Genomic DNA, 23,761 nt, shown 5'->3' with positions numbered 1-23,761 from the left:
GACAGGGTGGCCTACCTTTTAAAGGGATCCCAGAAGGGAAGCATTGAAAAGCCTACCTGCACAAATGGCGTGGCACCTGTCTTGTTCTTAATCAAGTAATCATTTTGTTTGGCCCCGACCTTGAAAATCCTTGATTGTAGGGTCGTGTTCACTCCGCCTGAGAAGCTTAATACCACCTTTTTGGTGAGCCTGTGCTCAAACATAAGACCGGATTTTAGCTCGGTTGTAGCAAAGGTCATCCGGTGGGGCAGCGTTGGATTTGGTCCGTCAAATCCGAAAAACGAATTATTCCCGGCCATTTCACTGAATGCGCTTAGTGAGTTCTTTTTTGCTATTGTCTTCCGCAAAGCGACCCGGTACGGCAGATCAGCCATCAGATCGATATCCAGGGATTTAAACTTATGCGAATAGCTGATTAAAGGAATGAACGGCGTCAGTGATGAAGGGTCGATGTTAAGTATCACACCGACCGTCATATTTGTGTTTTCTCGCCGGATAATCGGTACGGTAAGTATACCAAGGAACCGTAGCTGTGCGCTTTGGAAATCAGGATTGAAAAGACCTCCCAAAGAAGCGGTTAGAGAAAGCGGAATATTAAAGAGCGTATCCCGCCTGGTGAAGCTGGCCGCCAGATTGACCATGGGTACATAGCGCGTTTCTTCTGAAACCACGTATCCAGGGGCTTCGGTGGTAACTTTATTTAGGTCGAAAAACTGATGGACAAATCCAATGCTTGCCACAGCGATGTTCTTATTCTGAGTAAGGAGAGGGATGTTCATGTTGACAGTTGTCCTGTTGGTTCGCATCCGCCCGCGGAAGAAGTTGTTGCCTAAAAGTTTAGAGCTCATATCTCCCTCGGCATTGTTTTGGTGGGTGACCGTCAACTGACGTATCCGTGGATACTTCAGCGCCGCTTCGTCAATGCGTGCCGACCTAACCGAATCGATCATCTTTCGCCTAATAGCATCAATCATCTTTTGCCTGGTCGAGTCGACTTGCTGCTGGGCTTGGACAGAGCCAGAAACAATTAAAAAAAGAATCAAAATTTTAATGTTACGCATAAGTGTTTTGTTATATGAGTATGATAAAGTTGTGTGGGTTATCACTGTTGCTTTGATGCGGACACCGTTAAATTTTTAGCCAGTCGGCATGTGGCCGGTACAGGCCAATTGGCAGACTAAAATGATAACGCCGTTAACGGAAGGCTTTCTCAGACATGGCTAATGTTAGAGGGCCGGGCTTTCCTCTTTACTAGATACAAAGGTCATTATTAGAATATTTGAGCAGAAGCCCTTTACGCATGAAGCAGACAAAAAGGGATTTAAGTCGGCGTGCTGTAAAATGAAAAGGCTAAGGCTCTCTGAGCACTCACAAGTTGTAAATGCAATCTCTCTCCTAACAGAGCTGACTCAGGGATGTTAGCAATCTGATCAGCTGCCCGCTGCCGTTATTTATCCGGTGATTTTAATCTTACTCCGTTCCTAATGAGGATTTTGGCAGCCTGCTTACAGTAGGTTGCCGCTTTATCATCGTTTTTGTCAGCTTCAAGAGCAAACCGCTGAATCAGTATTCAGCAACCACCTACTTTTGATTTTGCGATCCTGAGCATACTAAACAGAATCGATTGATGAAAGGAACGAAATGGACCAGCTACCTTAGCGGCTCGATTCGAAGTTTGTTTTAGATCAATTAGGTACGCTGGTAATTGCAACTGGAAACCGGCATCGCCTCTGTGGATATGGGTAGAACAATGCTGCTTTTTGAATCTGATTTGTGCATTACTAGTCTGTTTATGATTGTAATATGCCAATATTTGGCCATTTTAGTTTAAGTGATTAAACAAGATCATCAGCCGCAGTTTTAAAAGTTGGCCGGGTGTTATGATTATACTGCCAGATCGGACAGGAAATTCCAGGTGAATTCTACTTCGCGGTCTTGTAAAAGTCTTCAACTATACTATCATGGAAAATCAATTGGATTACGGCTCTGCCGCCCGGCGTTTTGCATCACAGTACCCTTTGCTGAGCTCGCTGATGACTCAGATTAGCTTCTGGATAATAGCCAATGCAGTCCTGGGACTAATTATTCATCTATATGTCAGGTCCCTTGTTGCTATCTATCCTCTGATCGGCGAACAGAGACTGGGGCCAGTTTTGATCATTGCAATGACACTCGGGGCGCTATATGGCACCACGCTTGGTCTGATAGATCACTATATTGGAAAATTCTCTTTTCAAAACAGATCCATTGGCCAAATCATCCTGGTCAAAACGGTTTTGTCCATAACGACGCTGACGGCGTTGTTATGGCTGATCCTGGATAAGCTTCATGATGTTCTCTCTGCCAGACTTTCCCTACCGGCTGCGCTTCCTGGTAATGACGAATTCTGGCACTACGTTTTGGTGATGCTGGTGGTCTACTACCTGTTTATGACTTTGATAATAAACTTAGCAATTCAGGTCAATAAAAAGTTCGGTCCCGGTATCCTGTTACCGCTTTTATGGGGGAAATATCGAAATCCGGCAGAACAGGAACGTGTGTTTCTGTTTATGGACTTAAAGTCATCGACAAGTATGGCCGAAACCTGCGGCCATTTGAAGTACAGTGCTTTTATCCGGGATAGTTTTTATGACATTAATCAGGTCATTCCCCGTTATAATGCAGAAGTATATCAATACGTAGGAGATGAGATCGTGATGAGCTGGACTATTACCGAAGGACTGAGGAAACTTGCATGTGTGCATTTTTTTTTCGCCTGTGAAAAGCAGTTTGAGGATAAAGCACAATACTATCTGCAAAACTATGGGCGTGTCCCACAGTTTAAAGCCGGGTTGCACATGGGTACCGTCGTAGCCGTTGAAATCGGAGACATCAAAAGAGACATTGCTTATCATGGAGACACACTCAATACGGCAGCCCGCCTGCAGAGCCTCTGTAACGATTACGATAGAAGATTGCTTACTTCTGAATACCTTCTTCGCTGTATTGAAGCACAGGACAGTTTTATAATAGAAAGGTTGGGAATGATTCAACTTAAAGGTAAGGCTGCTCCGACGGGCGTTGTAAGTTTGGAGCTGATTCGTAAACCGTAACTACTGGATGAGCTTAAAGCAGGTATTGGTCGCATGCGCTTAAGATTGCCGCTCACAAGGATGAGCCCTAAGGTGGCTGTGAATGTCAATGACCGTTTGGTTACACGTTTCGCTCCTGATCAATTTCCGGTCAGCCATTTCAAAAAGGCGGGCGCTTTCTCTTTACTGATTGTGATACCCTCATCGAGTGGTACGCAGATGTTCAGTGAAAGCTTCCTGGAAAATATACTGGAAGCATTGATGATTGCCTTCCGATTGACAAGACTTTGCCTGTTGACCCTGAAAAAGTCTTCGCCGACGATTTCTTCGAGATCCTCCAGGCTTTTTCCCGGATAGTACTTTTCCTGGTCAAATGTGAGCAGGTGGACGTTACCGTTTTCAAGCCGAAAAAGGGCAACCTCTTCGATTTTTAAAGGCATTATTGTATCCCGATACTGTATCAGGAGTGAGGACGGCTTAGGAGATTTAATTTCCGACAGAAGCCGGCGGATCGATTCGTATTGCCCTGTCAACGCGTTTGTTGCCGTTTTGGTCAGGTTTTTGAATTTTTGTAAAGCGGCTGCCACCGAGGCAGTTGTGAAGGGTTTTAGAATGTAGTCTATGCCATTTGCGTTGAAGGCATTCAGCGCATACTCGTCGTATGCGGTACAGAATATAACCGGGACGAACTCGTTTCCAAGTATCTCAAAGCTCAGTCCGTCCCCTAACTGAATGTCGCTGAATATCAGGTCAGGCTTTGTGTTATGGTTAAACCATTCTTTTCCTTCTCTGACCGATCTGAGAACAGCTACAATTTCTAGGGCAGGGTCTAGCTGTGTAATTGTTTGGGTGAGATCTACGGCGGTGGCCCTCTCGTCCTCTATTATTACAATTTTCATCGTTCAAGAATTTTTATGCGTACTAAAAACAAAGAATCATCCCGCTCAATGTGAATATCTTCCCCTACAAGAAGGCGATATCGCTCAGAAAGGTTGGACAGGCCGTGGCCGGTGGAAGGTTCTTTGTATTTTCGAGGTTGGAAATTATTGGAAATACACAAATAGCCTTCGACTTCCTGGATTCTGATTTCGATAGGGCTGTCTTCTGTCAAGTCATTATGCTTGATGACATTTTCGACCAATGGTTGTAGCGAGAAATACGGAATGTAACGTGTTCTGATGATCTGTTCATCGATTTGAATCGAATAATTGAGTGCGATACCGAACCTTATCTTCTGCATAGCCAGATAGTCCAGGCAAAAATCAAGTTCGTTTTTGATTAACGCGGTGCTTGTCCCCTGATTAGATATCGTAACCCTGAGAAAATTAGCCAGATGAACCAGGTAGTCTTCACCCTGCCGCGGGTCTATTTTGTATAGAGATTTAATTGCGTTTAGTGAGTTGAACAGGAAATGGGGATGAATTTGCTGGCGAAGAAGTAAATTATTCGTCTCGCTTGCCGCTGCTTTCAATTGAAGGTTTTCGATTTCTGATTTGATCTTTTTCTGCTGAATGATTACCAGGTTTTGCAGTATCAGGATTAGCGTGTTCAAGGTAAAAACCGAAAGTAAAGAAGGCAGGTAATCTTCCAGATCGTCGAAACGCTCAACTTCAATTGGCATTCCGGTGAAAGCCGGGTAGATTATGCGGGTCAAAATTCCTATAGTCAGTGAGGCGCTATAACTGAGCGCATAGAACTTGCGATTCGCGGAGCTTTCGGACACCCCCCTTTGTTTTTGAAATATCCTGAGTAGCAGCAGGTTGATAAAACTGGCAAGTGTGAAGAATAGAAAGGCTTGAAAACCGCTGTTGATTGCCTTGCTAAAATCTTCGGTGAGAGTAATTAAGAATGCAAAAATCACAATAGATGCCATGATGGAAACCATCCAATTGAGTCTGATCAAGCTTTTTACGGGTATCTGATCGGGCATGGTGACCATCATTAGGTTATGAAAACTAAAGTTGTCAAGCGCAGTGCCGAATGGTGATTCAGAGTAAACTGCGCGCTTCACATTTGAGTTATTCATAGCTAAGATACATCATTGTTGGTCAACTCCGGAAGACCGGTCCGCATGAGCTGCTATGGGTCTTTGGCAACACCTGAGCGAAAAGTCGTAAAAAGTGATCTCGGCGCTTTGAATTATGGCTTTTGGTCGGATTTGGAGGTAGCAAATCTCGCCGTACCGGTGGTCTGATCATAGTGGATTCTTCATCGGGCGGACAAAATCCAGATTGAGGCAGGCAATAATGATTCTGACCGGGCCTCGGATTTTATAGGCAAGGAGCAATGATCTATTTTCCCATGTAGAAAAAAACATAAGCGGGTGAGTTTGAATTCGCCGACTGAATTCTTTGCCCTCTAATCTGTTAGCGGAGTCATGTGCGCTATCGATGGTAATATTGGCAAGGAAATGTTGGACGTTATGGTCAAAACTATGCTTAGACAGAGATTCTACATTGAGTTGCTATTCAAGTTTCATAGATACGGCTGATAAAAGGGCCTATGTCAACTACATTATCAATGTATTGCCATAGGCCGATTTTTAGGGAAAAAATATCAGTCCCACACTATGTGGTTGCCCGTAAGGAACCACATGGATCAAACAACTTGTCTCTTAGAGTTGCGACACTTTCACTTATCCTCGATTTTCTAACTCGGCAGTAGCGCATGGTAGTCCTGATACTTCTGTGTCCCAACATCTTGCTAACATCCTCCAAAGGGACACCATTATTCAGCATCATATCCGCGAAGAAATGCCGAGCATCGTGCGTGTCCAGCCGCCTGATGCTTCCACTAACATCCCGGATTTCGCATAGTTGAGCGATGTCCTTCAAATACACATTGTAGCGGTAGTTGCTGTTTACCGGGATTAACTTGCGATTTGCAATACAGTAAGGATGGTCTTGGTATTTGGATATCAGTTGGTCGACGATCGGCAGAATAGGGACCATTTCGCCAACCTCTGTCTTACCTCTGTGCTTCACAAGCCAGCGTTCTTTCTTAGTTCCGACCAGGACGACATTTTCCGGACTGAGGTCGTATATATCCTGATAGGCGAAGCCGGTAAAACACTGAAAAATGAATGCATCCCTAACCTCAGAAATCCGGTCAACGCTAAATTGCTTTTGCTGGATTTTCTCGACTTGCCAGAATTCCAGCGGGATTACCTCCACATCGCCGCCGGAGCATTTGAAGCCTTCCATGGGGTTGGAAGGGATGTATTTCTTTTTTACCCCAATTTTCACGATCTGACGTACCCATTTCACTTCCTTGCGCGCTGTTACCTCGGCTAGCGGTTTCGCAACATGTAGCGTCAAATAATCATAGAGGTCATCCGCAAATGTGTCTGGAAGAGAGGAAAAGTGAATGTCCTCACGATCGAAGTGATATTTGATAAAACCGGCAACCTTCTTCTTGGTGCTGCGCCAGTGCTTCAAGGTCTCATACGAGACATTTTCCCGTTCAACGCGCTTCTCGAATTTTGCAATAAATTCATCGAGGACTTCCAGTACGGTTTGCTCGTTCTTGGCAGCAGGCTTGGCTAGCTTAGGCTGCTCGATCGCAGGTTTGCCCAGGTAAACATTCTTAACCATTGCAGGGGTAACCTCACGGAACTGAGTCTGAAGGCCGTTGAAAATCCGTTCGACATCAGTTTGCAGTTGGGCCAGTTTCTGGTTAGCCAGCTTTACTTCCAGTCCTGAGCCGGTAACCTGTTTGGTATCCAAGTCCCAGGATGCCGGGTTTACTTTCTTGCCTGTTGAAATTTCGGTGTACTTACCGTCGATTGTGATTCTGGCGTAAATGGGAGCTTTGCCGTCTGCTTTCGCTTTTTGTCTGTACAGCCAGAAGAGTACAGTCAGGTTCTGTTTGAAATTCATCATCCTCACAGTTTAAGGTTAGAAAAACATTGATGTTTGAGAAACCTTGGTCAAAATCGCCTCTGTCAAACATGTCCATTCGGTAACCTAATTTAGTAAGCAAAACAGGTTACCGAATAGGTTACCGAATGCTTTGATCTGGAATGGATCAGAATGATATGCTTATCTTCGAAAACAGTGAAAAAATGACGTTTTTAAACGAAAAAAGCGCCCTTTGAGGCGCTTTCAGTGATCCCGCTGGGATTCGAACCCAGGACCCATACATTAAAAGTGTATTGCTCTACCAGCTGAGCTACGGAATCATTTTCTACTTGCTTCTGCTTTCGAAGGTTTGCAGTCTTGGATTAGCCGTGGCCTTTTCCGTAATTGCGATGCAAAAGTAGAATTCTTTAAAGTATAATGCAAGTACCCCACAAGAAAAACCTGTATTTTTCGTTTTTGTTCCTGGCCTTTTTCGCGCCTGCCACTGCCTTTTGTGCCAATCAGAAGGAGCTTAAAATGGCTGATTCTCTGTTCGCTATCGCCAGATATCCCGAGGCACAGACGCTCTACAAAAAAAATTTCAACCTCACCGAAAAAAATAGCCAGGCGCTGCTTTTGAAGCTGGCTTTCCTGGCAGAGAAAACGAACAATTATACCGACTGCCTTTTTTTCCTCAGCAAATTGGCCCTCGTGCAGCCGTCAAGGCACCTTTTTGAAAAAATGGATAAGCTTGCAAAGGAGCAGAATCTAAGTGGCTATGAATTCGACGATTACAACTATTTCATAATATTTTATCGAAGGTATGGCGACTACATTCCAATATTGCTTCTAACTTTGGGCACCTATATAGTTGTCATAATGGTTACAAAGACACGTCGGAAGGAGCCAATTTTGCAGATTCACAAAGTTTCCATTATTGTTTATTTGCTGGCGTTACTGGGGATATTAAATGTCCCTTCCCTTTACCAAACGTGCATAATAGTGAATGAAAATACCTTCCTGCGCGACGAGCCCTCATCAGCGGCGGGCGTCGTTGAAAAGGTCGGAAAAGGACATAAACTGACAATAATCGGTTCCGTCGATCATTGGGACAGGGTTATTTGGAACAACCGGATCGTTTATATCCGTAAAAGTGATCTTTGGAATATATGACAGCAAACTGGTATCATTTTTGCAGCGTTTAAGTTTGTATGTATATTTAGGAGTTAAATTTTAAATTTAAATTGTATGAGAAAGCCAATGAAACGTTTTTTACTATTAATCGCGGGGGTTTTGATGTTAGGATTTGTAACTTCCTGTAAAGAGGAAGGACCTCACAAAGATGACATTGTGAAGTTCTCGGCTGTTATCAATAGTAGCCCAACCGTTCCAAAGGCTACATCGTCAGCACAGGGCACAGGGGTATTTGAGTATAACAAGAATACGATGGAATTGAAATACAATATCAATTTCCAAAATATCACTCCAAGCTCGGTAACCCTTAACGCAGCAAACCCAGCCTGGGAGCGCGGCGGGATCATTAAAGAACTGGCCAACAAACCTACCGGCCAGGTAAGCGGTACTTACAAATTGGCTAATACGGAACAACAAACACAGCTGATCCTGGGTTTGATGTACATTAACATCCCTACCGACCTGTACCCATACGGAGAAATCCGTGGACAAATCCTGGCGGACAAATTCGAAGAATAAGCGATAATCCACCATATGAAAAAGGCTTTCGGGAGCGATCCTGAAAGCCTTTTTTCTTGTCTTACTTTCTACCTTTCTTCTTTTGTCTCGTTTCAAACTCCGCGATCTCACGCATCAGCGCCCCGAGATCGTCGGTCGTGTCGGTCGTAAGTTCGAGCGTCTCGGCGTATTCGCCGGCGGTTAGTTTCAGCACCGCAATGGGTTTGTCGAGATACTGCTGTATCTCGTCGAGAACGGGCTTTTCTTCCTCGCTGCAAAATGATACGGCGATCCCCTTTTGCGTGCCACGACCGGTACGGCCTACACGGTGGACGTAATTCTCAGGCTGCTCTGGTAAATCGTAGTTAATTACATAATCCACGCTCGGGATATCGATCCCCCGCGCACTGACGTCGGTTGCGATCAGCACTTTTACATTGCCTTTCTTGAACTCATTCATGGCGGTGAGCCGGTCGGCTTGTTCCTTATCGCCATGGATAGTCAGGCTTTTGATTTCCATGCGTTCGAGCGCCTTGTACACCCGTTCCGCCCGCACCTTCGTGCGTACGAACACAAGAATCTTTTTTTCTGTATTTTGGCGAATGACGCGTTCCAGAAAAAAACGCTTGTCGTCCATCGCTACAAATGCTACGGAATGGTCGATATTTTTCGCGACAGGATTTTTCGGAGAAATCTGAATGCGGATTGCGTTCCTGACCAGCGAATAGGCTAGTTTCTTAATCTTTTCATCAATCGTCGCCGAGAAAAACAACGTTTGTCTTCTTTTAGGTAAATGCCGGATCAGGTCCTGAATGTCCTTGATAAACCCGAGGTCGAGCATATGGTCAGCCTCATCAAGAATGAGGGTATCAACGCGGTCCAGCTTAATATAACCCTGGCTCACCAGATCAAACATCCGCCCCGGCGTAGAGACGAGAATATCGATTCCTTTTTCAAGCTTTGCGATCTGAGGCCCCTGCTCTACCCCTCCGAAGACGCTGAATGTCTTGACTTTGGTATATTTCGAAATGCTCGTAAACACCTCGGCAATCTGAATCGCCAGCTCGCGGGTAGGCACCATCACCACGCATTTGATCCCTTCGGAACGGCTCGACGATTTCTGTTTATGTAATTTATCAACCACCGGGATCGCAAAGGCGGCCGTTTTACCTGTACCGGTCTGCGCGATGGCCAGCACATCTTCCCCCTTCATCACCGCCGGAATGGCTTTGAACTGAATATCCGTTGGTTTTTTAAACCCGGCTGCGTCCAGACTCCGCTTAATCTCCGCGGCAATGGGGTAATCTTCAAATTTCATAGGCAAGTAATGGGGCAGACCGACGCCGGTCCGCCCTTCGTTTTAATGGGAGTGCAAAGATAACCGGTTATCCGGCAATGCATGATTTATTATAGGCCCGGCTCGTAAAACCGCAACCGGTTACGCAGCAAGGCCATCTCCCGGTCGAGATGCTCGATGCGGCTCAGCAGGCCCTGAATGGCCTCGATGCCTTCCAGATTAATGTCGAGCTCACGGTGAAAGCGGATAATGCGCTCGATCTGGTTCAGGTGCGGCACCTGCAAAAAGCGGGTATTGCCGACGGTCACCGTTTCGATCAGGTCGTGTTCCTGCAATGACTCTATAAATGCATATTCCACGTCATAATTCGCACAGAATACCTCGATAGCAATCAATTGATCATTTTCCATATCGTTTTCAGGATTTAGACAATTCTGTAAACAATTCCTTTTGCCGCTCGGTCAGGTTAGTGGGTATTTTGACATCGAAAGTCACATAGAGATCGCCGAATTGGCCATCCTTTTTATAAACCGGGAACCCCTTACCTTTCAAACGCACAATGCTGCCGTTCTGTGTTTCCGGCTTGATGGGAAGTTTCACTTTGCCGCTCAATGTTTCAACCACCAATTCCCCGCCCAGCACTGCCGTATAAAGGTCCAGTTCGGCTTTCAAATGTAAGTCATTGCCCGATCTTCTGAGTTTGTCATCGGTACCCACGGAGAACGTGATGTACAGATCGCCATTCGGTCCGCCGTTGCTTCCCGGGCCTCCATGCCCCGGGATCTTGATCGTCTGGCCATTCTCGACACCCGCCGGAACGGTAATGCGGATGTTCTTGCCGTTCACGGTCAACGTTTGCTTGTGCGTTTCGTAAGCGTCGCGAAGGCCCAGTTGGATCTCCGCCTGATAATCCTGCCCCCGGAAACGAGCCTGACGACCGCCACCGAAACCGGAACCGAACATGGATTCGAAGAAATCCGAGAACCCTTCGTTCCCTCCGCCGTACCACTGCCCCTCCTCCCCTCGCGCCTGGCTGCGCGCCTGCCGCGCTCGCTCGAACTCCTCGCTATGCTGCCAGTCTTTGCCGTACTTATCGTACTTCTTTCGCTTTTCCGGGTCGCTCAACACCTCGTTGGCCTCATTCAGCTCTTTGAATTTCTTCTCAGCCTCCTTGTCGTTCGGATTCAGGTCGGGGTGGTATTTCCTCGCCAGTTTCCTGTATGCATTCTTGATGGCCTTATCGTCGGCATTTTTATCGAGTCCGAGAATTTGATAATAATCTACAAAAGCCATAAATAATCAATGTATGAAGTGATAATGGTTGACAAAGCTACCTACTTTCGTTCCAGCATTTCCAGGTACAGGTCTTCGACTTTCTTACGTGCCCAGGGTGTTTTTCTTAAAAATTTCAGGCTCGATTTGACGCTAGGCTCGTGCTGAAAACTGTTGATGTTAATATAATAACCCATTTGCTCCCAGCCATAATAGTCCACCAGTTCATTCAAAATAGTTTCCAGCGTTTTGCCGTGGAGCGGGTTATTCGGTTGTGTGTCCATGCGTACCGTTCGAAAAATGTTGCTGTCTGTTTTAAAGTAGATTTCTCTTTATAAATAATTATTATGCAGGTTGATTAGTTCAAAATCTAAAACCTGTCCGATGGATCAGATTAAATGGGGTATTATCGGCTGCGGCAATGTGACCGAAGTCAAAAGCGGCCCTGCATTCAACAAGGTACCCAATTCTTCCCTGGTAGCGGTAATGCGACGGGACGCAGCACTGGCGCAAGATTACGCCGAAAGGCACGGCGTGCCCAAATGGTATGACGACGCCGAGGCGCTTATCAACGACCCCGATATCAACGCAATTTACATCGCCACGCCGCCCGACGCCCACGAAAGCCTGGCTATCAAGGCAATGCAGGCGGGTAAGCCGGTTTACATCGAGAAGCCCATGGCACGTACCGCCGCAGAATGCGACCGTATCAATGCCGAAAGCAAGCGCACCGGCGTGCCGGTTTTCGTAGCCTATTACCGCCGGGCATTGGATTACTTCCTGAAAGTAAAGGAACTGATCGACAAAAAAGTAATCGGAGATATCCGATTCGTAGATATTTGCCTCCAATGGCAGCCATACGAAGAGGAAGTCGGGCCAAATCCGAAGCCGCGCTGGCGGGTAAATCCCGAAATTTCCGGCGGCGGGCATTTTCATGACCTCGCTTCTCACCAGTTCGACCTGCTCGAATTCATTTTCGGCCCCATTCGCCACGCATCGGGCATCGCCCGCAACCAGGCGGGCCTGTATGAGGCCGACGATATTGTGGTGGCCAATTTCGAATTCGAATCAGGCATATTAGGAAAAGGAAGCTGGTGCTACACCATAGATAAAGACCAGCGCGAAGACCAGGCACAGATCGTCGGTTCGAAGGGGCGCATTACCTTTTCGTTTTTCGAGAAGTTCGATATACATGTCGAAACTTCGGAAGGCATCGAGGTTTTTCATATCCCTTATCCTCAGCACGTACAGCAGCCACTCATCGAATCGATCGTGGGGCAGCTCCGCGGCGAGGGCAAGTGCCCGAGTAGTGGCGATACCGGCGCGCGGGCGAACCTGATCATGGACAGGATCACCCAAAAGCAATAATTTTCCTGGCGATGGATACAAATGCGCAGGTTATTGCTGTTATTTGAAAGATTACACAACTTTAAAATTCAATAGTCATGGCCAAAGGAAAAAACCTGGATAAGGGGAGCGACAAAAAAGAGGCGACTAAATCCCTGAAAGAAAAAAGAGCCGATAAAAAGGCGAAAAAGGATGGTAAGAAAGAATACTGACCGTCCGGACCGTCCATTCCGAATGGCTCCCGCAAAGCAATGCAGGAGCCATTTTGCTTTAATAAATCTCCCTGTTAGTCTTGTATTTCGAAAGCCGCTTCCGCGAACGGACGATTTTCGAATGGATCTTGTTTTTCTCGTCGGGTGTCAGGATGTCGTCGGCCAGCGATTTGTCGATCGTCAGTTGGATCATATCCCGCTCACGTTTCAGTTTGGCGTATTCGTTAGCGGTAAGTTTGTGGCTCTTGTAGGCCGTTTCGATCTGCCCGTTCAGTTTCCGGAGATCGGCTTTGAAATTCTGCGAATGCGCGCTGTGGGCTAATAACAGTGCAAAGAGACTGGCAAAGAGTAGTTTCATGGCTGTAAGGAACGTTCAATTGTGGTATTTAAACTGATGCGAATATAAACCGGCATACATAAACAGTACCAGGCCTGCTTAGTGACTGGTGCAAGATACTTGCGCAAGTTTCGGGTTGGCTTCCCGGGAGGGGCAAGCCAAATTTGTATCAACAAATTAAAACATCCCATGGACCAGCAAGCTTATAACTACGACAAAATCGCGAAAGCCATCGAATACATCGTGGCAAACGCAAAAGAACAACCTACGCTTACCGAGGTCGCCGGCGAGGTGAACATCAGTCAGTTTCACTTCCAGCGCATGTTTTCGGAATGGGCAGGTGTGAGCCCGAAGCGGTTCCTGCAATACATTACTGCGGGCTATCTGAAAGACCGGATCAGGGAATCGAACAACCTCGTCGAGCTGGCCGAATCGGCCGGGTTGTCGAGCCAAAGCCGGGTCTACGACCATTTCATTTCAATAGAAGGCGTTACGCCACAGGAGTTCAAGAGCGAAGGTAAAGGATTGGTAATCAGCTATGGGTTTCATGAAACACCTTTCGGGGATTGTTTCATCGCCGCCACCGAACGGGGCATTTGCGCCATGGCATTTGTGGACGATGCCACCCGTGACTTCCAGTTGATCGAACTCGCACGTAAATGGCACTACGCCACCATCCGTCCGGATCAGCAGTTGACTGCTGGCTTCGTTCGGCGCATTTTCAGCCCTGCGGAACAATCACTCGAAAAGCTCCCATTGCTCGTGCAAGGGACCAATTTTCAGTTAAAGGTATGGGAAGCATTGCTCAGCATCCCACAAGGTGCGGTAACCACCTACCAACAGATTGCCCAACAGATCGGCCACCCCAAAGCCGTTCGCGCCGTGGGTTCCGCCGTCGGCGACAACCCTATCGCATACATTATCCCCTGTCACCGGGTGATCCGAAAAGAAGGCATTCTGGGCGAATACCGTTGGGGCAGTTTGCGTAAAAAGGCGCTGATTGGTTGGGAGGCTGCCCGTCAGGATGAGGAATATTTTGCACAGAAACAAGCAATTTAAAATAGCACAATAAAAATAAATTGTCACTATAATGGATTGTATGACAATTTAATAGAGCCTGTACAATGCAATTTTTCCGTGTTGGACTGATTATGGATGACCGGTTTACAAACTATCAACCAAAATCAAAACATCAACATGAAAAAGAAACTCATCTTTTCGCTCGCAGTTTTCGCTCTTATCCTCACGGCGACGTCGGCAAGCTTTGCACAGTTCTCGCTGGGATTACAGGGTGGGATCGCCAAATCCAACGTGGAAGATTCCAAGACAGTGGCAGGCGGTGGTGTAAACCTTCGCGTCTTCGCTTCTCCGCAATTTGCCATTGGGGTTGCCGGTAAAATCTATGCCGACGGAAGTGACTACCGCGTGGCCGGCCAAACGCTCAGCAGTACCGGAACGCTTATGCCCGTAACCGGCACCCTTGACTACTTCTTCACCCAGGGCGTGATCCGCCCTTACATTGGTGGCGATGCCGGGGTCTATTTTTCAAAGTACAAGGCGAAATGGAACGGTGAAACAGTGCTGGAATCGTCTAAACGCAGCAACTTTGGTGCCGCGCCCCGTGCCGGTCTGGTGTTCGCGTTCGGAAATGTCGGTATCCAGGTTGAAGGTATTTACCATTTTGTATTTGGAAACAAAAACCACGATTCCGAAACCGGCTCGCCCAACAATATCGACTTTGAATCCACGTCTAAGTTCGGCGGTGTGAATGTAGGTGTCATATTCGGACTGGGAGGCAAATAAATCCCTTCAATGCATTTGAATTGAGAACGCGCCCGACGGCGCGTTTTTTTGTTGTCCGACATTCCCGCATTAAATTGCCGGCTCAATTAAGGGCATTCTATTGGCTGACACATTACCCTTTCCCGACCAACTTTGCAACTGGCTGATATCCATTTCGTTCCCGTGCAACCTTGTGCGCGAGCCTGATTTTACATTGCCCGTTGCCCTGATCGGCGATGGTGATCGTGTAGTGATGAAGATAATTCCGGTCGAATTCGAAGCGTGGCGGAAGTCGGACGGCACAAAACTGCTTCACGACATTACCCTCAAACTGGCAAGCATCCGTAATGCGGGCATATTGGGCGTTGTGCTTTGGGAAGATTACTGGTTGGCTAAAAGAAGCATCGTCCAATCCCGGCTGACGTCTATCCTCGGACGATCCGCGAGGATTCCCGCGCGGCTCACACTTGCTCGCCGGATCGATAACGCCCTCACAACGCAATTCCTTGACGACAATCATCTGAATGGGCCTACGACGTCTAAATTTCGCTATGGCCTTTTTCTGCCAAAGCGATATTACCGGGTCTTGCCTTCCAATTTTGCATTTGATCAACTGCCGGAAGAACTGCTGGTGGCCATCGCGACTTTCAGCAATGCGCGCATTTTCGAACAAGGGGCGCAACCCTTCCGGTCGCATGAGCTGATCCGGTTTGCGAGCTTGCAGGGAACCAATGTTGTTGGAGCGCTGGATAAATTGCTGAATGCATTTATCCGCGAAAAAGCACCGGACGATATTATGACTTACGCCGACCACGAATGGTCCGACGGCCGGAGCTACCTGCGGCTGAACTTCGAAGAAAGGGGAAGCATGGCCCCGCGGGAAGTCCTCGTGGATTTGCGCAATATGGCGCGCGTATCCAAAACACCAGAACTGGCCGAAATTTCATCGGTTGATTATCTAACAGTGTTTAATTTGGGCAGCACCAAATATGTGAAGACCATTAAGCCAGCACCTGATGAACCTTGAAACACCGTTACTGGTCATACTCGGGCCGACGGCCTCGGGGAAGACGCACCTGGCCACACGCGTCGCATACGAGATCGGCGGCGAAGTCATCAGCGCCGACTCGAGGCAAGTTTACCGGCAAATGGACATCGGAACAGGCAAAGACCTGGACGAGTATCGGGTGAATGGGCGCAGCATCCCCTATCACTTGATCAACATCCGTGACGCCGGCGAAAAATACAATGTCAATGATTTTCAGCATGATTTCGCGGATTCCTACCGGGAAATACTTGCCGCAAACCACATTCCTGTCGTTTGCGGGGGAACCGGGTTCTATATGTATGCATTACTGAAAGGGCATGCCAACGACACCGTGCCCGTCAATGAAGCATTGCGTGAAAGCCTTGAAAACCAAACTACCGAACAACTGCTGGAACAATTTCATCGATCCAACTCTCCTTACCACTCGCTGGCTGATACATCCACACGCAAGCGCCTCATACGCGCGCTCGAAATCGCCACATTCCTGAGCGAGCATCCCGGGCAAGAAATAAGGTTTGGTACAAAAGATCAGGCATATCCCGCCATGATATTCGGCCTGAACCCACCAGTCGAAACGCGGCGCGAACGCATTAGCCAAAGACTCGCGGCCAGGTTAAAGCAGGGTTTAATAGAAGAGGTGCAAAATCTTCTTAATGAAGGTATTAGTGATGAATCATTAATCTACTACGGCTTGGAATACAAATATGTAACCTTGTACCTGACAGGCGGGCTGTCCTATGAAGAAATGTGCGTCAAGCTGGAAACCGAGATACACCGGTTTGCCAAGCGGCAAATGACGTTTTTCAGGAAAATGGAAAAGGACGGCCTGAAAATCAACTGGATACCCCACGAGTGGGCGGAGAACGAGAAAATCCGTTTCGTAATTGCGCATTACCGGGAATTTAAAAGCGGTAATACAAGTAATATGTAAGTGTAACCCCATCAAAAAAACGTCGTCAAAACAAATGAATCGTAAATGGAGCAGCTTGTTATTGCTGCTGGTATTGAGCGTCACGGATGCATACCTCCTCGCGCATCCGAATCTGATCGGAAAAATCGGGGTATTGATTTACAAGCATCATTACATCCGCAATTTTCCACGGGCGTTGCTTACAGTGACGATCGTGGTGGGTGTGCTGCTGGCTATTTGTGAGCTGGTTTACAGGTTCGCGCAAAAGAAGACGGCGATTTTCAGCTATCTCACTTTGACAGCTGTGTCCCTATTCTGGTTTATGTATGTACTTGTGACCTTTTCGTCATTTTCCTACCGGATCACAGGCAAGGCATTCATTTACGGCGCGCATTTACTGCCGGTAATATTAACGGGGCTGACACTGAGGTATCTCATCAAAAGGATACTCGTCAACGAGCCTGTTAACGATGCCTTAAAAGACGAAAAAAGGGGCCCTGAAGGATTAAAAGGGGGGCCGAAAGCATGAATAGTTGTCCAAATCGCACAAGACAATAGAATATTCTCATAAATCCTTCAAATTGTGTAATATTATTGTTTCCGTCTTGAATTTTCACAAATAAACCATGGATAATAATAGAAAGTACGTGGTTTTTTAGGATATTGCGGCTTGTGTCGGACCGGGAAATGGTTAAACCCGAAGCCATTTAACACAAAATTAATTTGTTGGGCAAGTAAATCGCTGTTAACGAAAAACTTTGGCTTGAATTGACCGATTGGCCTGCCTTGTCATTAACCCTTTTAATTTTATTCTTATTTCTATGTCCCAAATAGCTGAATTGACCCTTGAAGGTAAAAAGTACGAGTTCCCGATAATTGAAGGAAGTGAGCAGGAAAAGGCGATAGATATTTCCAAATTACGTGACCAGACAGGGTATATTACGATTGATCCAGGTTACAAGAATACCGGCGCGACCAAAAGCGCTATTACATTTCTGGATGGAGAAGAAGGCATTCTGAATTACAGAGGTTACTCGATCGAGGACCTGGCTGAAAAATCTTCGTTCCTTGAAGTAGCATACCTGCTTATTTACGGAGAGCTTCCTACTGAAAAACAATTCGCTGAATTTGAACATGAAATCCGTACGCATACGCTCGTAAACGAGGACATGCGCAAGATTTTCGAAGGCTTCCCCGTGAATGCGCACCCCATGGGCGTGCTGTCGTCGTTGGTGAGTGCCATGAGCGCCTTTTACCCGGACGCCAACGCTCAGAATTCGGAAGCGGAGACGCAATTGCACATTATCCGCCTGCTGGCGAAACTGCCGACAATCGCCACCTGGTCTTATAAGAAATCACAAGGCCATCCGGTGAATTACCCGCAAAACGACCTCGACTATTGCTCCAACTTCCTGAATATGATGTTCTCGCTACCCGTAGCGAAATATAATGTAGATCCGGTTGTATCAGCAGCATTGAATAAATTGCTCATCCTCCATGCCGACCACGAGCAAAACTGCTCTACGTCGACGGTAAGACTGGTAGGATCTTCGCACGCCAACATTTTCTCTTCCATTTCCTCAGGTATCAGCGCATTATGGGGCCCGCTCCATGGTGGTGCCAACCAGGAAGTAATTGAAATGCTCGAAGCGATCAAAGCTGACGGCGGCGATACGCAGAAATACATCAACATGGCCAAAGACAAGAGCAGCGGCTTCCGCCTGTTCGGCTTCGGCCACCGTGTTTATAAAAACTTTGACCCTCGCGCCCGCATTATCAAAAAAGCGGCGGACGATGTTCTGAACAAGCTTGGGATCAACGATCCGGTTCTTGAAATTGCCCAAAAACTCGAAAAAGCAGCTTTGGAAGACGAATATTTCGTACAACGCAAGCTCTATCCGAACGTAGATTTCTATTCAGGTATCATTTACCGCGCATTGGGAATCCCAACCAATATGTTTACGGTGATGTTCGCGATCGGCCGTCTGCCGGGATGGATCGCGCAATGGAAAGAAATGCGCGTGAACAAGGAGCCGATCGGTCGCCCGCGTCAGATCTATACCGGAGCACCTAAGCGCGAGTTCGTTTCGATTAGCGAGAGGAAATAGTAACGATTGAATGATTGAATGACTGAATATATCTTTCGATCATTCAAAGAAGGCCCTTCGGGATTTCTCGATGGGCCTTTTGCATTTTACATAAATTCAATCATTCAATCATTCAAAATTGATCACGGCGAAAGCCGCTCAATCTTCCACCCATCCGGCATCTTCGTATACGCTAACCGGTCGTGCAAACGGCTTGGTCTTCCCTGCCAGAATTCTACATAATCGGGAATTACACGGTAGCCGCCCCAATGCGGCGGACGGGGCACAGGCTGACCTTCGAAACGGGCTTGCAGCTCCTCTGTTTTTTCTTCCAGAAACTCCCGGTTTGGAATTACTTCGCTCTGTGCCGATGCCCAGGCGCCGATCTGGCTTCCCCGGGGTCGCACCCCGAAGTATTCGCTGGATTCCGCGTCGGAAGTTTTTTCGATTTTCCCTTCGATACGCACCTGCCTTTCAAGCTCTTTCCAAAAGAAAGTGAGCGCTACATGTGGATTAGCTTCGATCTCATGTCCCTTTTTGCTGTCATAATTGGTGAAGAAGGAAAAGCCCCTCTCATCGAGGTCTTTCAGCAGCACGATACGGCCCGTCGGGCGGCCTTCGAACACGGTACTGAGCAGCATCGCATTCGCTTCCGTAATGCCCGCTTCACGCACTTCTTCAAACCATAACCTAAACTGTGTCAGCGGGTCAGGGTCCAGATCGGTTTCCAGCAGGCCCCTGAGTTGGTAGTCGTAACGGATATTTGCAATGTTATGATCCATTGGATACTAATATGTTCAATGTTACGATGCCAAAAGTAGCCATTTCAGAGGAAAGATTATTAGATTTGTAATCTATAAGAGACCGTACGTACGAAACAAGCATCACGATGGCACAAGAACAACAAGAAGGGGTCAAGAGCGAAGAGCAGGACGACCTGGCACCAAAAACGATTGATACCCTTGAAATTGATCTTAACAATGAGTTGACGGAGGAGCACGAGGAGGAAACGCCTGATGTAGATTACAGCCAATTATCTAAGGAACAACTGGTTAACTTGTTAGAAAATGAACTTGCAGCCATTCGTGGCGAAGCTGCAACTGCCGCTCAGTTGAAGAAAGCGGAAGCTGTTGCCAAGGGAGTTCGTGCGGTAGTGGATCACTTCAAACAAAAAGACCGTGAAACCGCGCTGAAAACGTTTGTCGAAGAAACAGGCGGCGAAGACGGATTCGAATACAAATACGACGCGGATACACAGAAGATCGACGCCCTGAGCCGGGAGATCCGCGGCCTCAAAAATGCCTTCTATCAAAGTCAGGAAAAGGAAAAAGAGAAGAATTTCAATGTAAAAACGGCGCTGCTCGGTCGTTTGCGCGCACTCGTAGACGAGGAAGGTACGCGTGAAACGGATGCGAGTGGGCTGAAATCAAGCTGGGAGGAATTCAAGAAGATCCAGGAAGAATGGAAGGCCGCGGGCAACGTTGCATCGCCGCACAACGGCACCCTTTGGGCGACGTATAATGCATTGATCGATCGCTATTTTAGCAACCGTAATATCTATTTTGAACTCAAAGAACTCGACCGCCGACGCAACGCTGAATTAAAAGCCGAATTGTGCGAGAAAGTCGAAGAACTGGGTAAATCGCTGGAAGGCAGACCGATGACACGGGAGATCCTGAACGAAGCGAATCATATTTTTGAGGAATACAAACACCTTGGTCCCGCGCCGAAAGAAGACCAGGAAAAGCTGTGGCAACGCTTCAAAGAAGCGCTCGACGTACTCTACGATGCGCAACGGGGCCAGTTTGCTGAGCAGAAGAAATCGATGCAGGAGAACTATGAGCAGAAGCTGAAAATCTACGAAGCGATCGTTCCGTTCACCAGCTACAACTCAGGAAGCATTAAGGAGTGGAATGCCAAAACCAAAGACATTATGGCCTTCCAGGACCAATGGGTGGCTTTGAAAGGCATTATGCCGCGTGAGGAAGGCAAAGAGCTGAGTAAGAAATTCTGGGCTGCGCTGAAAACGTTCTTTAACAACAAAGGCGAATTTTTCCGCCAGCTGGAATCGAAACGGGAACAGAATCTTGAACTAAAAAACCAGCTTTGCGAAGAAGCGGAAGCCGTTCTGTCAACAGGCGAAGATACCCCGTCTACCACGCAGAAGGTGATTGAACTGCAAAAGAAATGGAAAGGCATCGGTCAGGTTCCAGAAAAATTCAAAGACACGATCTACGACCGCTTCAAAAAAGCATGCGATTCTTATTTCGACCAGAAACGCGCCAAGAACCGTGAAGTGGAGGAAGAATTCGAACAAAACCTGAAACTGAAAACCGACCTGATCGAAAGGATTGAAGCCGCAGCGAAGGATAAGGACGAATCGTCGCTCAATTTGCTCAGCGCATTCAAGACGGAATGGTCATCCATAGGGTTTGTACCCAAAAAGGACATGCAAGCCGTTCAGAAGCGTTATATCGCGGCGATTAACACCTATGTAAGCGCTATCGGCCAGCTTTCCACCAAGGAGAAAGAGCAGGCTGTGCTTGAAAGCGAAGTAGAACTCGTTCGCGACGGTGAAGGCGGCCGGAACCTCTACCGGAAGGAAAACGACATCCGCCGCAAGATAACGCAGCTTGAAAACGATATTTCACTTTGGCAGAATAACATCGAATTCTTCGCGAAATCGAAAACATCGGATCGTTTGAAGGCGGAATTCGAAAGAAAGATCAATAATGCGGTAAGTCAGCTGAACGAGCTGAAACACCAACTTACTATTATTCAGGAGGCTATCTAAAACCTGAAAAAAAGTTTAAAAAATTTACTTTGAAAAGGTTGCATCGTATATCCCGCTCTACTACTTTTGCACCATGATAACGGAATAACAAACGGTATCACAAAGAAAAGAGGCCTCCATAGCTCAGCTGGTAGAGCAACTGACTTGTAATCAGTAGGTCGTTGGTTCGATCCCGACTGGGGGCTCTTAAAAGTAAAGCACTTAACTCACAAGGTTAAGTGCTTTTTTCTTTTAATGATTTATTACCACTCCCAGCCGCTCCTCCACGGTCGTATCGCCGCGAATGGCAACAACCTGACAAGAAACCTTACTCAGCCATTCTTCATGAACCCCGATATTCCGACCGGTGAAGTCCCGGTCATCGTATCTCGACGCCCAATCGTAAAATTCCTTGAAAAGGCGGCTGCGCTCAGGATCTTTGTAAATAATATCGCCATACCGTTCGAGTTCGCGGTTTACAAGGCGCTGCATTCTGATTTCCTTCGGAACGTGCAGGAAGACCACCAGATCGAACGTCGACAGCCACTGCTCTCCCCAACTGATCAACGACCCGCCGACAATGTAGCTGTCGACCCGTGAAATAGCCTCTCGGAGCATTCTGCTACGAGTAAGCGCGTCTCTGCGCACGGTGTAAGGCACTTCCGACCGCTCCCAGAAGAAATCATCGGTATCGAAATACGGTATTCCCAGCTTTTCCGACAATGCATTCCCCAAAGTAGTCGACCCCGCACAAGAGGCGCCCATAATGTGGATTTTCATAATACATGATATACACCCGGACACAAGATATTAAAAAGTCTTGTCGAATGTAAAACGCGCAGACCATCAAGTTCCCCTAAACAGCACCAGCCCATCCCTTTGCAAGTACCAGGCCGTCACCGGATTGAAATGATACCCCATATTCCCACCCCGCGCGGCGAGCAATTGTTTCAGGAAAGGTTGCACGTAGCCGGTTTCGTCCACAGTGCGGCTCATAATTTCGGTGGGGGTGCCGTCCCAGTTCCAGAGGTAGCGGAATGTGGTAATGGCTTTGTCCAGTACCGGCTGCTGTAATGCGGCGTGTTGCCAGGTTTTGCCGGCGTCGGTGCTTACCTCCACACGGGTTACTTTGCCCCGGCCGCTCCATGCAATACCGCGGATTTCGATCCAGCCTTTTTCGACTTTGGCGGGATACGCTGGATAGGTGATGATCGAGCGGGCATCCATGGTGAAGCTGAACTGACGGATCTTGCCGCCGCCTACCGCCTCGGTGTATTTGGAAGTTTCCTCGCGTGTCATGAACGGCGCGTCGGCCAGTTCGATGCGGCGGAGCCATTTTACATTGGCATTCCCCTCCCAACCCGGCAGAAAAAGCCTAACGGGATAGCCTTGCTCCGGGCGTATGGCTTCCCCGTTTTGGGCGTAGGCAATGATTGCGTCGTCCCAGCCCTTGTGTGCCGGCACACTGCGCGTCATTACGGCGGCGTCGCCACCTTCTGCCAGGAACCAGGTCGCTTTCGGGCTTACGCCTACTTCTCGGAAGAGTGTCGACAGTGCGACGCCCGTCCATTCGCTCTGACTGGTAAGGCCGCATATCTCCTGCGGACGGATCTTGCCGTCGCTGCTGCCCCGATAATTGCCCGAGCATTCCAGAAACGCGATGCGCGACACGGAGGGAAAACGTTTGAGGTCGGCGAGCGTGAAAACCATGGGCTTTTCGACCATCCCGTGGATCACCAGTTCGTATTTGGCGGGGTCGATGGCCGGCACGCCTCCGTGGTGACGCTCGTAATGCAGGTCCGAGGGCGTGATCATCCCATGCAGGTCCTGCAACGGCGTTCGCGAGGACGTGTCGGATGGGGTTTTCGTGGGTTTTTCAAACGGCGAGCGCGTGCCGAGGGTTCCGGGCGGCACGCCGGGGACTTTGGTGGGGTCTTCCGAGCCCAGCTCGGAGGCCGTCAATGCGGCCTGGAATGCTTTGCCACTGGCGGTTTGTACCAACACAATGGAGGCCGCGGCCGCACCGGCCAGCAAATTTCGCCGGCTGATCTTGGCGGAGCTTACAACTGGTTTTCTATCGTTGGATTGTTGCAT

At 47.8% G+C, this 23,761-nt stretch carries 23 protein-coding genes and 2 tRNA genes; 12 read left to right on the top strand and 13 right to left on the bottom strand.

Annotated features, from left to right (window positions below):
* Positions 1–11 precede the first annotated feature (11 nt).
* On the bottom strand, positions 12–1,061 hold the full coding sequence (locus tag IEY24_RS04170) for a DUF6268 family outer membrane beta-barrel protein (protein ID WP_188928940.1): 1,050 nt from the start codon (positions 1,059–1,061) through the stop codon (positions 12–14).
* 900 nt (positions 1,062–1,961) lie between these two features.
* On the opposite strand from IEY24_RS04170, the gene IEY24_RS04165 reads away from it, so the two are divergent.
* Positions 1,962–3,092 carry an adenylate/guanylate cyclase domain-containing protein gene (locus IEY24_RS04165; RefSeq protein ID WP_188928938.1) on the top strand — a complete coding sequence of 377 codons (1,131 nt, stop codon included), beginning with the start codon at positions 1,962–1,964 and terminating at the stop codon, positions 3,090–3,092.
* A 119-nt stretch (positions 3,093–3,211) separates the two neighbouring features.
* Here IEY24_RS04165 and IEY24_RS04160 read toward each other — a convergent pair whose 3' ends face one another.
* The 4 genes from IEY24_RS04160 to IEY24_RS04145 all read right to left on the bottom strand — a co-directional run bounded on the left by IEY24_RS04160 (position 3,212) and on the right by IEY24_RS04145 (position 7,251).
* Positions 3,212–3,970, bottom strand: a complete 759-nt coding sequence (locus IEY24_RS04160; protein WP_188928936.1) for a LytR/AlgR family response regulator transcription factor — start codon at positions 3,968–3,970, stop codon at positions 3,212–3,214.
* Positions 3,967–5,097, bottom strand: coding sequence for a sensor histidine kinase (locus IEY24_RS04155; RefSeq protein ID WP_188928934.1), 1,131 nt, complete (start codon positions 5,095–5,097; stop codon positions 3,967–3,969). Before IEY24_RS04155 ends, IEY24_RS04160 begins: the two co-directional genes overlap by 4 nt.
* Before the next feature lie 541 nt (positions 5,098–5,638).
* Positions 5,639–6,952 carry a site-specific integrase gene (locus tag IEY24_RS04150; protein WP_188928932.1) on the bottom strand — a complete coding sequence of 438 codons (1,314 nt, stop codon included), beginning with the start codon at positions 6,950–6,952 and terminating at the stop codon, positions 5,639–5,641.
* A 226-nt stretch (positions 6,953–7,178) separates the two neighbouring features.
* Positions 7,179–7,251, bottom strand: a tRNA-Lys gene (locus tag IEY24_RS04145).
* Between the two features lie 196 nt (positions 7,252–7,447).
* Here IEY24_RS04145 and IEY24_RS04140 point away from each other — a divergent pair.
* Together IEY24_RS04140 and IEY24_RS04135 are read left to right on the top strand one after the other, a co-directional pair.
* Positions 7,448–8,083: an SH3 domain-containing protein gene (locus tag IEY24_RS04140; protein ID WP_229221315.1), complete on the top strand. Its 636-nt coding sequence runs from the start codon at positions 7,448–7,450 to the stop codon at positions 8,081–8,083.
* A gap of 87 nt (positions 8,084–8,170) precedes the next feature.
* Positions 8,171–8,623, top strand: coding sequence for a CHRD domain-containing protein (locus IEY24_RS04135; RefSeq protein ID WP_229221309.1), 453 nt, complete (start codon positions 8,171–8,173; stop codon positions 8,621–8,623).
* A gap of 61 nt (positions 8,624–8,684) precedes the next feature.
* Here IEY24_RS04135 and IEY24_RS04130 read toward each other — a convergent pair whose 3' ends face one another.
* From IEY24_RS04130 to IEY24_RS04115, 4 genes are all read right to left on the bottom strand, one after another.
* Positions 8,685–9,920 (bottom strand): DEAD/DEAH box helicase, encoded by a 1,236-nt coding sequence (locus tag IEY24_RS04130; protein WP_188928929.1) that lies wholly within the window; start codon positions 9,918–9,920, stop codon positions 8,685–8,687.
* Between the two features lie 89 nt (positions 9,921–10,009).
* Positions 10,010–10,309 carry a chaperone modulator CbpM gene (locus IEY24_RS04125; protein ID WP_188928928.1) on the bottom strand — a complete coding sequence of 100 codons (300 nt, stop codon included), beginning with the start codon at positions 10,307–10,309 and terminating at the stop codon, positions 10,010–10,012.
* A 7-nt stretch (positions 10,310–10,316) separates the two neighbouring features.
* Positions 10,317–11,192 carry a DnaJ C-terminal domain-containing protein gene (locus tag IEY24_RS04120; protein WP_188928927.1) on the bottom strand — a complete coding sequence of 292 codons (876 nt, stop codon included), beginning with the start codon at positions 11,190–11,192 and terminating at the stop codon, positions 10,317–10,319.
* Between the two features lie 41 nt (positions 11,193–11,233).
* On the bottom strand, positions 11,234–11,455 hold the full coding sequence (locus tag IEY24_RS04115) for a VF530 family protein (protein WP_188928925.1): 222 nt from the start codon (positions 11,453–11,455) through the stop codon (positions 11,234–11,236).
* 100 nt (positions 11,456–11,555) lie between these two features.
* On the opposite strand from IEY24_RS04115, the gene IEY24_RS04110 reads away from it, so the two are divergent.
* Positions 11,556–12,539, top strand: coding sequence for a Gfo/Idh/MocA family protein (locus tag IEY24_RS04110; RefSeq protein WP_188928923.1), 984 nt, complete (start codon positions 11,556–11,558; stop codon positions 12,537–12,539).
* Positions 12,540–12,788: 249 nt separating this feature from the next.
* Here IEY24_RS04110 and IEY24_RS04105 read toward each other — a convergent pair whose 3' ends face one another.
* The gene (locus IEY24_RS04105; protein WP_188928920.1) at positions 12,789–13,088 is read right to left on the bottom strand and encodes a hypothetical protein; all 300 of its coding nucleotides are present in this window, start codon (positions 13,086–13,088) and stop codon (positions 12,789–12,791) included.
* 168 nt (positions 13,089–13,256) lie between these two features.
* Between IEY24_RS04105 and IEY24_RS04100 the strand changes: the two genes are divergently transcribed.
* The 6 genes from IEY24_RS04100 (at position 13,257) to IEY24_RS04075 (ending at position 18,915) form a co-directional block, all read left to right on the top strand.
* Positions 13,257–14,126 (top strand): methylated-DNA--[protein]-cysteine S-methyltransferase, encoded by an 870-nt coding sequence (locus IEY24_RS04100; protein WP_188928918.1) that lies wholly within the window; start codon positions 13,257–13,259, stop codon positions 14,124–14,126.
* A 138-nt stretch (positions 14,127–14,264) separates the two neighbouring features.
* On the top strand, positions 14,265–14,870 hold the full coding sequence (locus IEY24_RS04095) for an outer membrane beta-barrel protein (protein WP_188928916.1): 606 nt from the start codon (positions 14,265–14,267) through the stop codon (positions 14,868–14,870).
* Positions 14,871–14,970: 100 nt separating this feature from the next.
* Positions 14,971–15,876 (top strand): hypothetical protein, encoded by a 906-nt coding sequence (locus IEY24_RS04090; RefSeq protein WP_229221307.1) that lies wholly within the window; start codon positions 14,971–14,973, stop codon positions 15,874–15,876.
* Entirely contained in the window at positions 15,866–16,828 is a 963-nt protein-coding gene (miaA, locus tag IEY24_RS04085; RefSeq protein ID WP_188928913.1) for a tRNA (adenosine(37)-N6)-dimethylallyltransferase MiaA, read from the top strand. Before IEY24_RS04090 ends, miaA begins: the two co-directional genes overlap by 11 nt.
* A gap of 34 nt (positions 16,829–16,862) precedes the next feature.
* Positions 16,863–17,336 (top strand): hypothetical protein, encoded by a 474-nt coding sequence (locus IEY24_RS04080; RefSeq protein ID WP_188928911.1) that lies wholly within the window; start codon positions 16,863–16,865, stop codon positions 17,334–17,336.
* A 292-nt stretch (positions 17,337–17,628) separates the two neighbouring features.
* Positions 17,629–18,915, top strand: a complete 1,287-nt coding sequence (locus IEY24_RS04075; protein ID WP_188928909.1) for a citrate synthase — start codon at positions 17,629–17,631, stop codon at positions 18,913–18,915.
* 122 nt (positions 18,916–19,037) lie between these two features.
* On the opposite strand, the gene pdxH is transcribed toward IEY24_RS04075, so the two are convergent.
* Complete coding sequence (gene pdxH, locus IEY24_RS04070; RefSeq protein ID WP_188928902.1) at positions 19,038–19,676, bottom strand: pyridoxamine 5'-phosphate oxidase; 639 nt, start codon at positions 19,674–19,676, stop codon at positions 19,038–19,040.
* 107 nt (positions 19,677–19,783) lie between these two features.
* Here pdxH and IEY24_RS04065 point away from each other — a divergent pair, with 107 nt between their 5' ends.
* Together IEY24_RS04065 and IEY24_RS04060 are read left to right on the top strand one after the other, a co-directional pair.
* Positions 19,784–21,688 carry a DUF349 domain-containing protein gene (locus tag IEY24_RS04065; RefSeq protein WP_188928900.1) on the top strand — a complete coding sequence of 635 codons (1,905 nt, stop codon included), beginning with the start codon at positions 19,784–19,786 and terminating at the stop codon, positions 21,686–21,688.
* A 112-nt stretch (positions 21,689–21,800) separates the two neighbouring features.
* Positions 21,801–21,873 (top strand) — tRNA-Thr (locus IEY24_RS04060).
* 46 nt (positions 21,874–21,919) lie between these two features.
* Here IEY24_RS04060 and IEY24_RS04055 read toward each other — a convergent pair.
* Positions 21,920–22,447 carry a shikimate kinase gene (locus tag IEY24_RS04055; RefSeq protein ID WP_188928898.1) on the bottom strand — a complete coding sequence of 176 codons (528 nt, stop codon included), beginning with the start codon at positions 22,445–22,447 and terminating at the stop codon, positions 21,920–21,922.
* 66 nt (positions 22,448–22,513) lie between these two features.
* Entirely contained in the window at positions 22,514–23,761 is a 1,248-nt protein-coding gene (gene soxC, locus IEY24_RS04050) for a sulfite dehydrogenase (protein ID WP_188932124.1), read from the bottom strand.

Origin of the sequence: Dyadobacter endophyticus (genome assembly GCF_014641595.1) — a bacterium.
Lineage (GTDB): Bacteria > Bacteroidota > Bacteroidia > Cytophagales > Spirosomataceae > Dyadobacter > Dyadobacter endophyticus.
This window is presented reverse-complemented; position numbering and strand designations above follow the sequence as displayed.

Excerpts from the sequence above, each read along its gene's own strand:
- pdxH (WP_188928902.1), bottom strand. The coding sequence starts at position 19,676 with ATGGATCATAACATTGCAAATATCCGTTACGACTACCAACTCAGGGGC.
- IEY24_RS04055 (WP_188928898.1), bottom strand. The coding sequence starts at position 22,447 with ATGAAAATCCACATTATGGGCGCCTCTTGTGCGGGGTCGACTACTTTG.
- IEY24_RS04135 (WP_229221309.1), top strand. The coding sequence starts at position 8,171 with ATGAAACGTTTTTTACTATTAATCGCGGGGGTTTTGATGTTAGGATTT.
- IEY24_RS04095 (WP_188928916.1), top strand. The coding sequence starts at position 14,265 with ATGAAAAAGAAACTCATCTTTTCGCTCGCAGTTTTCGCTCTTATCCTC.
- miaA (WP_188928913.1), top strand. The coding sequence starts at position 15,866 with ATGAACCTTGAAACACCGTTACTGGTCATACTCGGGCCGACGGCCTCG.
- IEY24_RS04120 (WP_188928927.1), bottom strand. The coding sequence starts at position 11,192 with ATGGCTTTTGTAGATTATTATCAAATTCTCGGACTCGATAAAAATGCC.
- IEY24_RS04110 (WP_188928923.1), top strand. The coding sequence starts at position 11,556 with ATGGATCAGATTAAATGGGGTATTATCGGCTGCGGCAATGTGACCGAA.
- IEY24_RS04160 (WP_188928936.1), bottom strand. The coding sequence starts at position 3,970 with ATGAAAATTGTAATAATAGAGGACGAGAGGGCCACCGCCGTAGATCTC.
- IEY24_RS04100 (WP_188928918.1), top strand. The coding sequence starts at position 13,257 with ATGGACCAGCAAGCTTATAACTACGACAAAATCGCGAAAGCCATCGAA.
- IEY24_RS04125 (WP_188928928.1), bottom strand. The coding sequence starts at position 10,309 with ATGGAAAATGATCAATTGATTGCTATCGAGGTATTCTGTGCGAATTAT.
- soxC (WP_188932124.1), bottom strand. The coding sequence starts at position 23,761 with ATGCAACAATCCAACGATAGAAAACCAGTTGTAAGCTCCGCCAAGATC.
- IEY24_RS04065 (WP_188928900.1), top strand. The coding sequence starts at position 19,784 with ATGGCACAAGAACAACAAGAAGGGGTCAAGAGCGAAGAGCAGGACGAC.
- IEY24_RS04075 (WP_188928909.1), top strand. The coding sequence starts at position 17,629 with ATGTCCCAAATAGCTGAATTGACCCTTGAAGGTAAAAAGTACGAGTTC.
- IEY24_RS04105 (WP_188928920.1), bottom strand. The coding sequence starts at position 13,088 with ATGAAACTACTCTTTGCCAGTCTCTTTGCACTGTTATTAGCCCACAGC.
- IEY24_RS04150 (WP_188928932.1), bottom strand. The coding sequence starts at position 6,952 with ATGATGAATTTCAAACAGAACCTGACTGTACTCTTCTGGCTGTACAGA.
- IEY24_RS04155 (WP_188928934.1), bottom strand. The coding sequence starts at position 5,097 with ATGAATAACTCAAATGTGAAGCGCGCAGTTTACTCTGAATCACCATTC.
- IEY24_RS04115 (WP_188928925.1), bottom strand. The coding sequence starts at position 11,455 with ATGGACACACAACCGAATAACCCGCTCCACGGCAAAACGCTGGAAACT.
- IEY24_RS04170 (WP_188928940.1), bottom strand. The coding sequence starts at position 1,061 with ATGCGTAACATTAAAATTTTGATTCTTTTTTTAATTGTTTCTGGCTCT.
- IEY24_RS04130 (WP_188928929.1), bottom strand. The coding sequence starts at position 9,920 with ATGAAATTTGAAGATTACCCCATTGCCGCGGAGATTAAGCGGAGTCTG.
- IEY24_RS04140 (WP_229221315.1), top strand. The coding sequence starts at position 7,448 with ATGGCTGATTCTCTGTTCGCTATCGCCAGATATCCCGAGGCACAGACG.
- IEY24_RS04165 (WP_188928938.1), top strand. The coding sequence starts at position 1,962 with ATGGAAAATCAATTGGATTACGGCTCTGCCGCCCGGCGTTTTGCATCA.
- IEY24_RS04080 (WP_188928911.1), top strand. The coding sequence starts at position 16,863 with ATGAATCGTAAATGGAGCAGCTTGTTATTGCTGCTGGTATTGAGCGTC.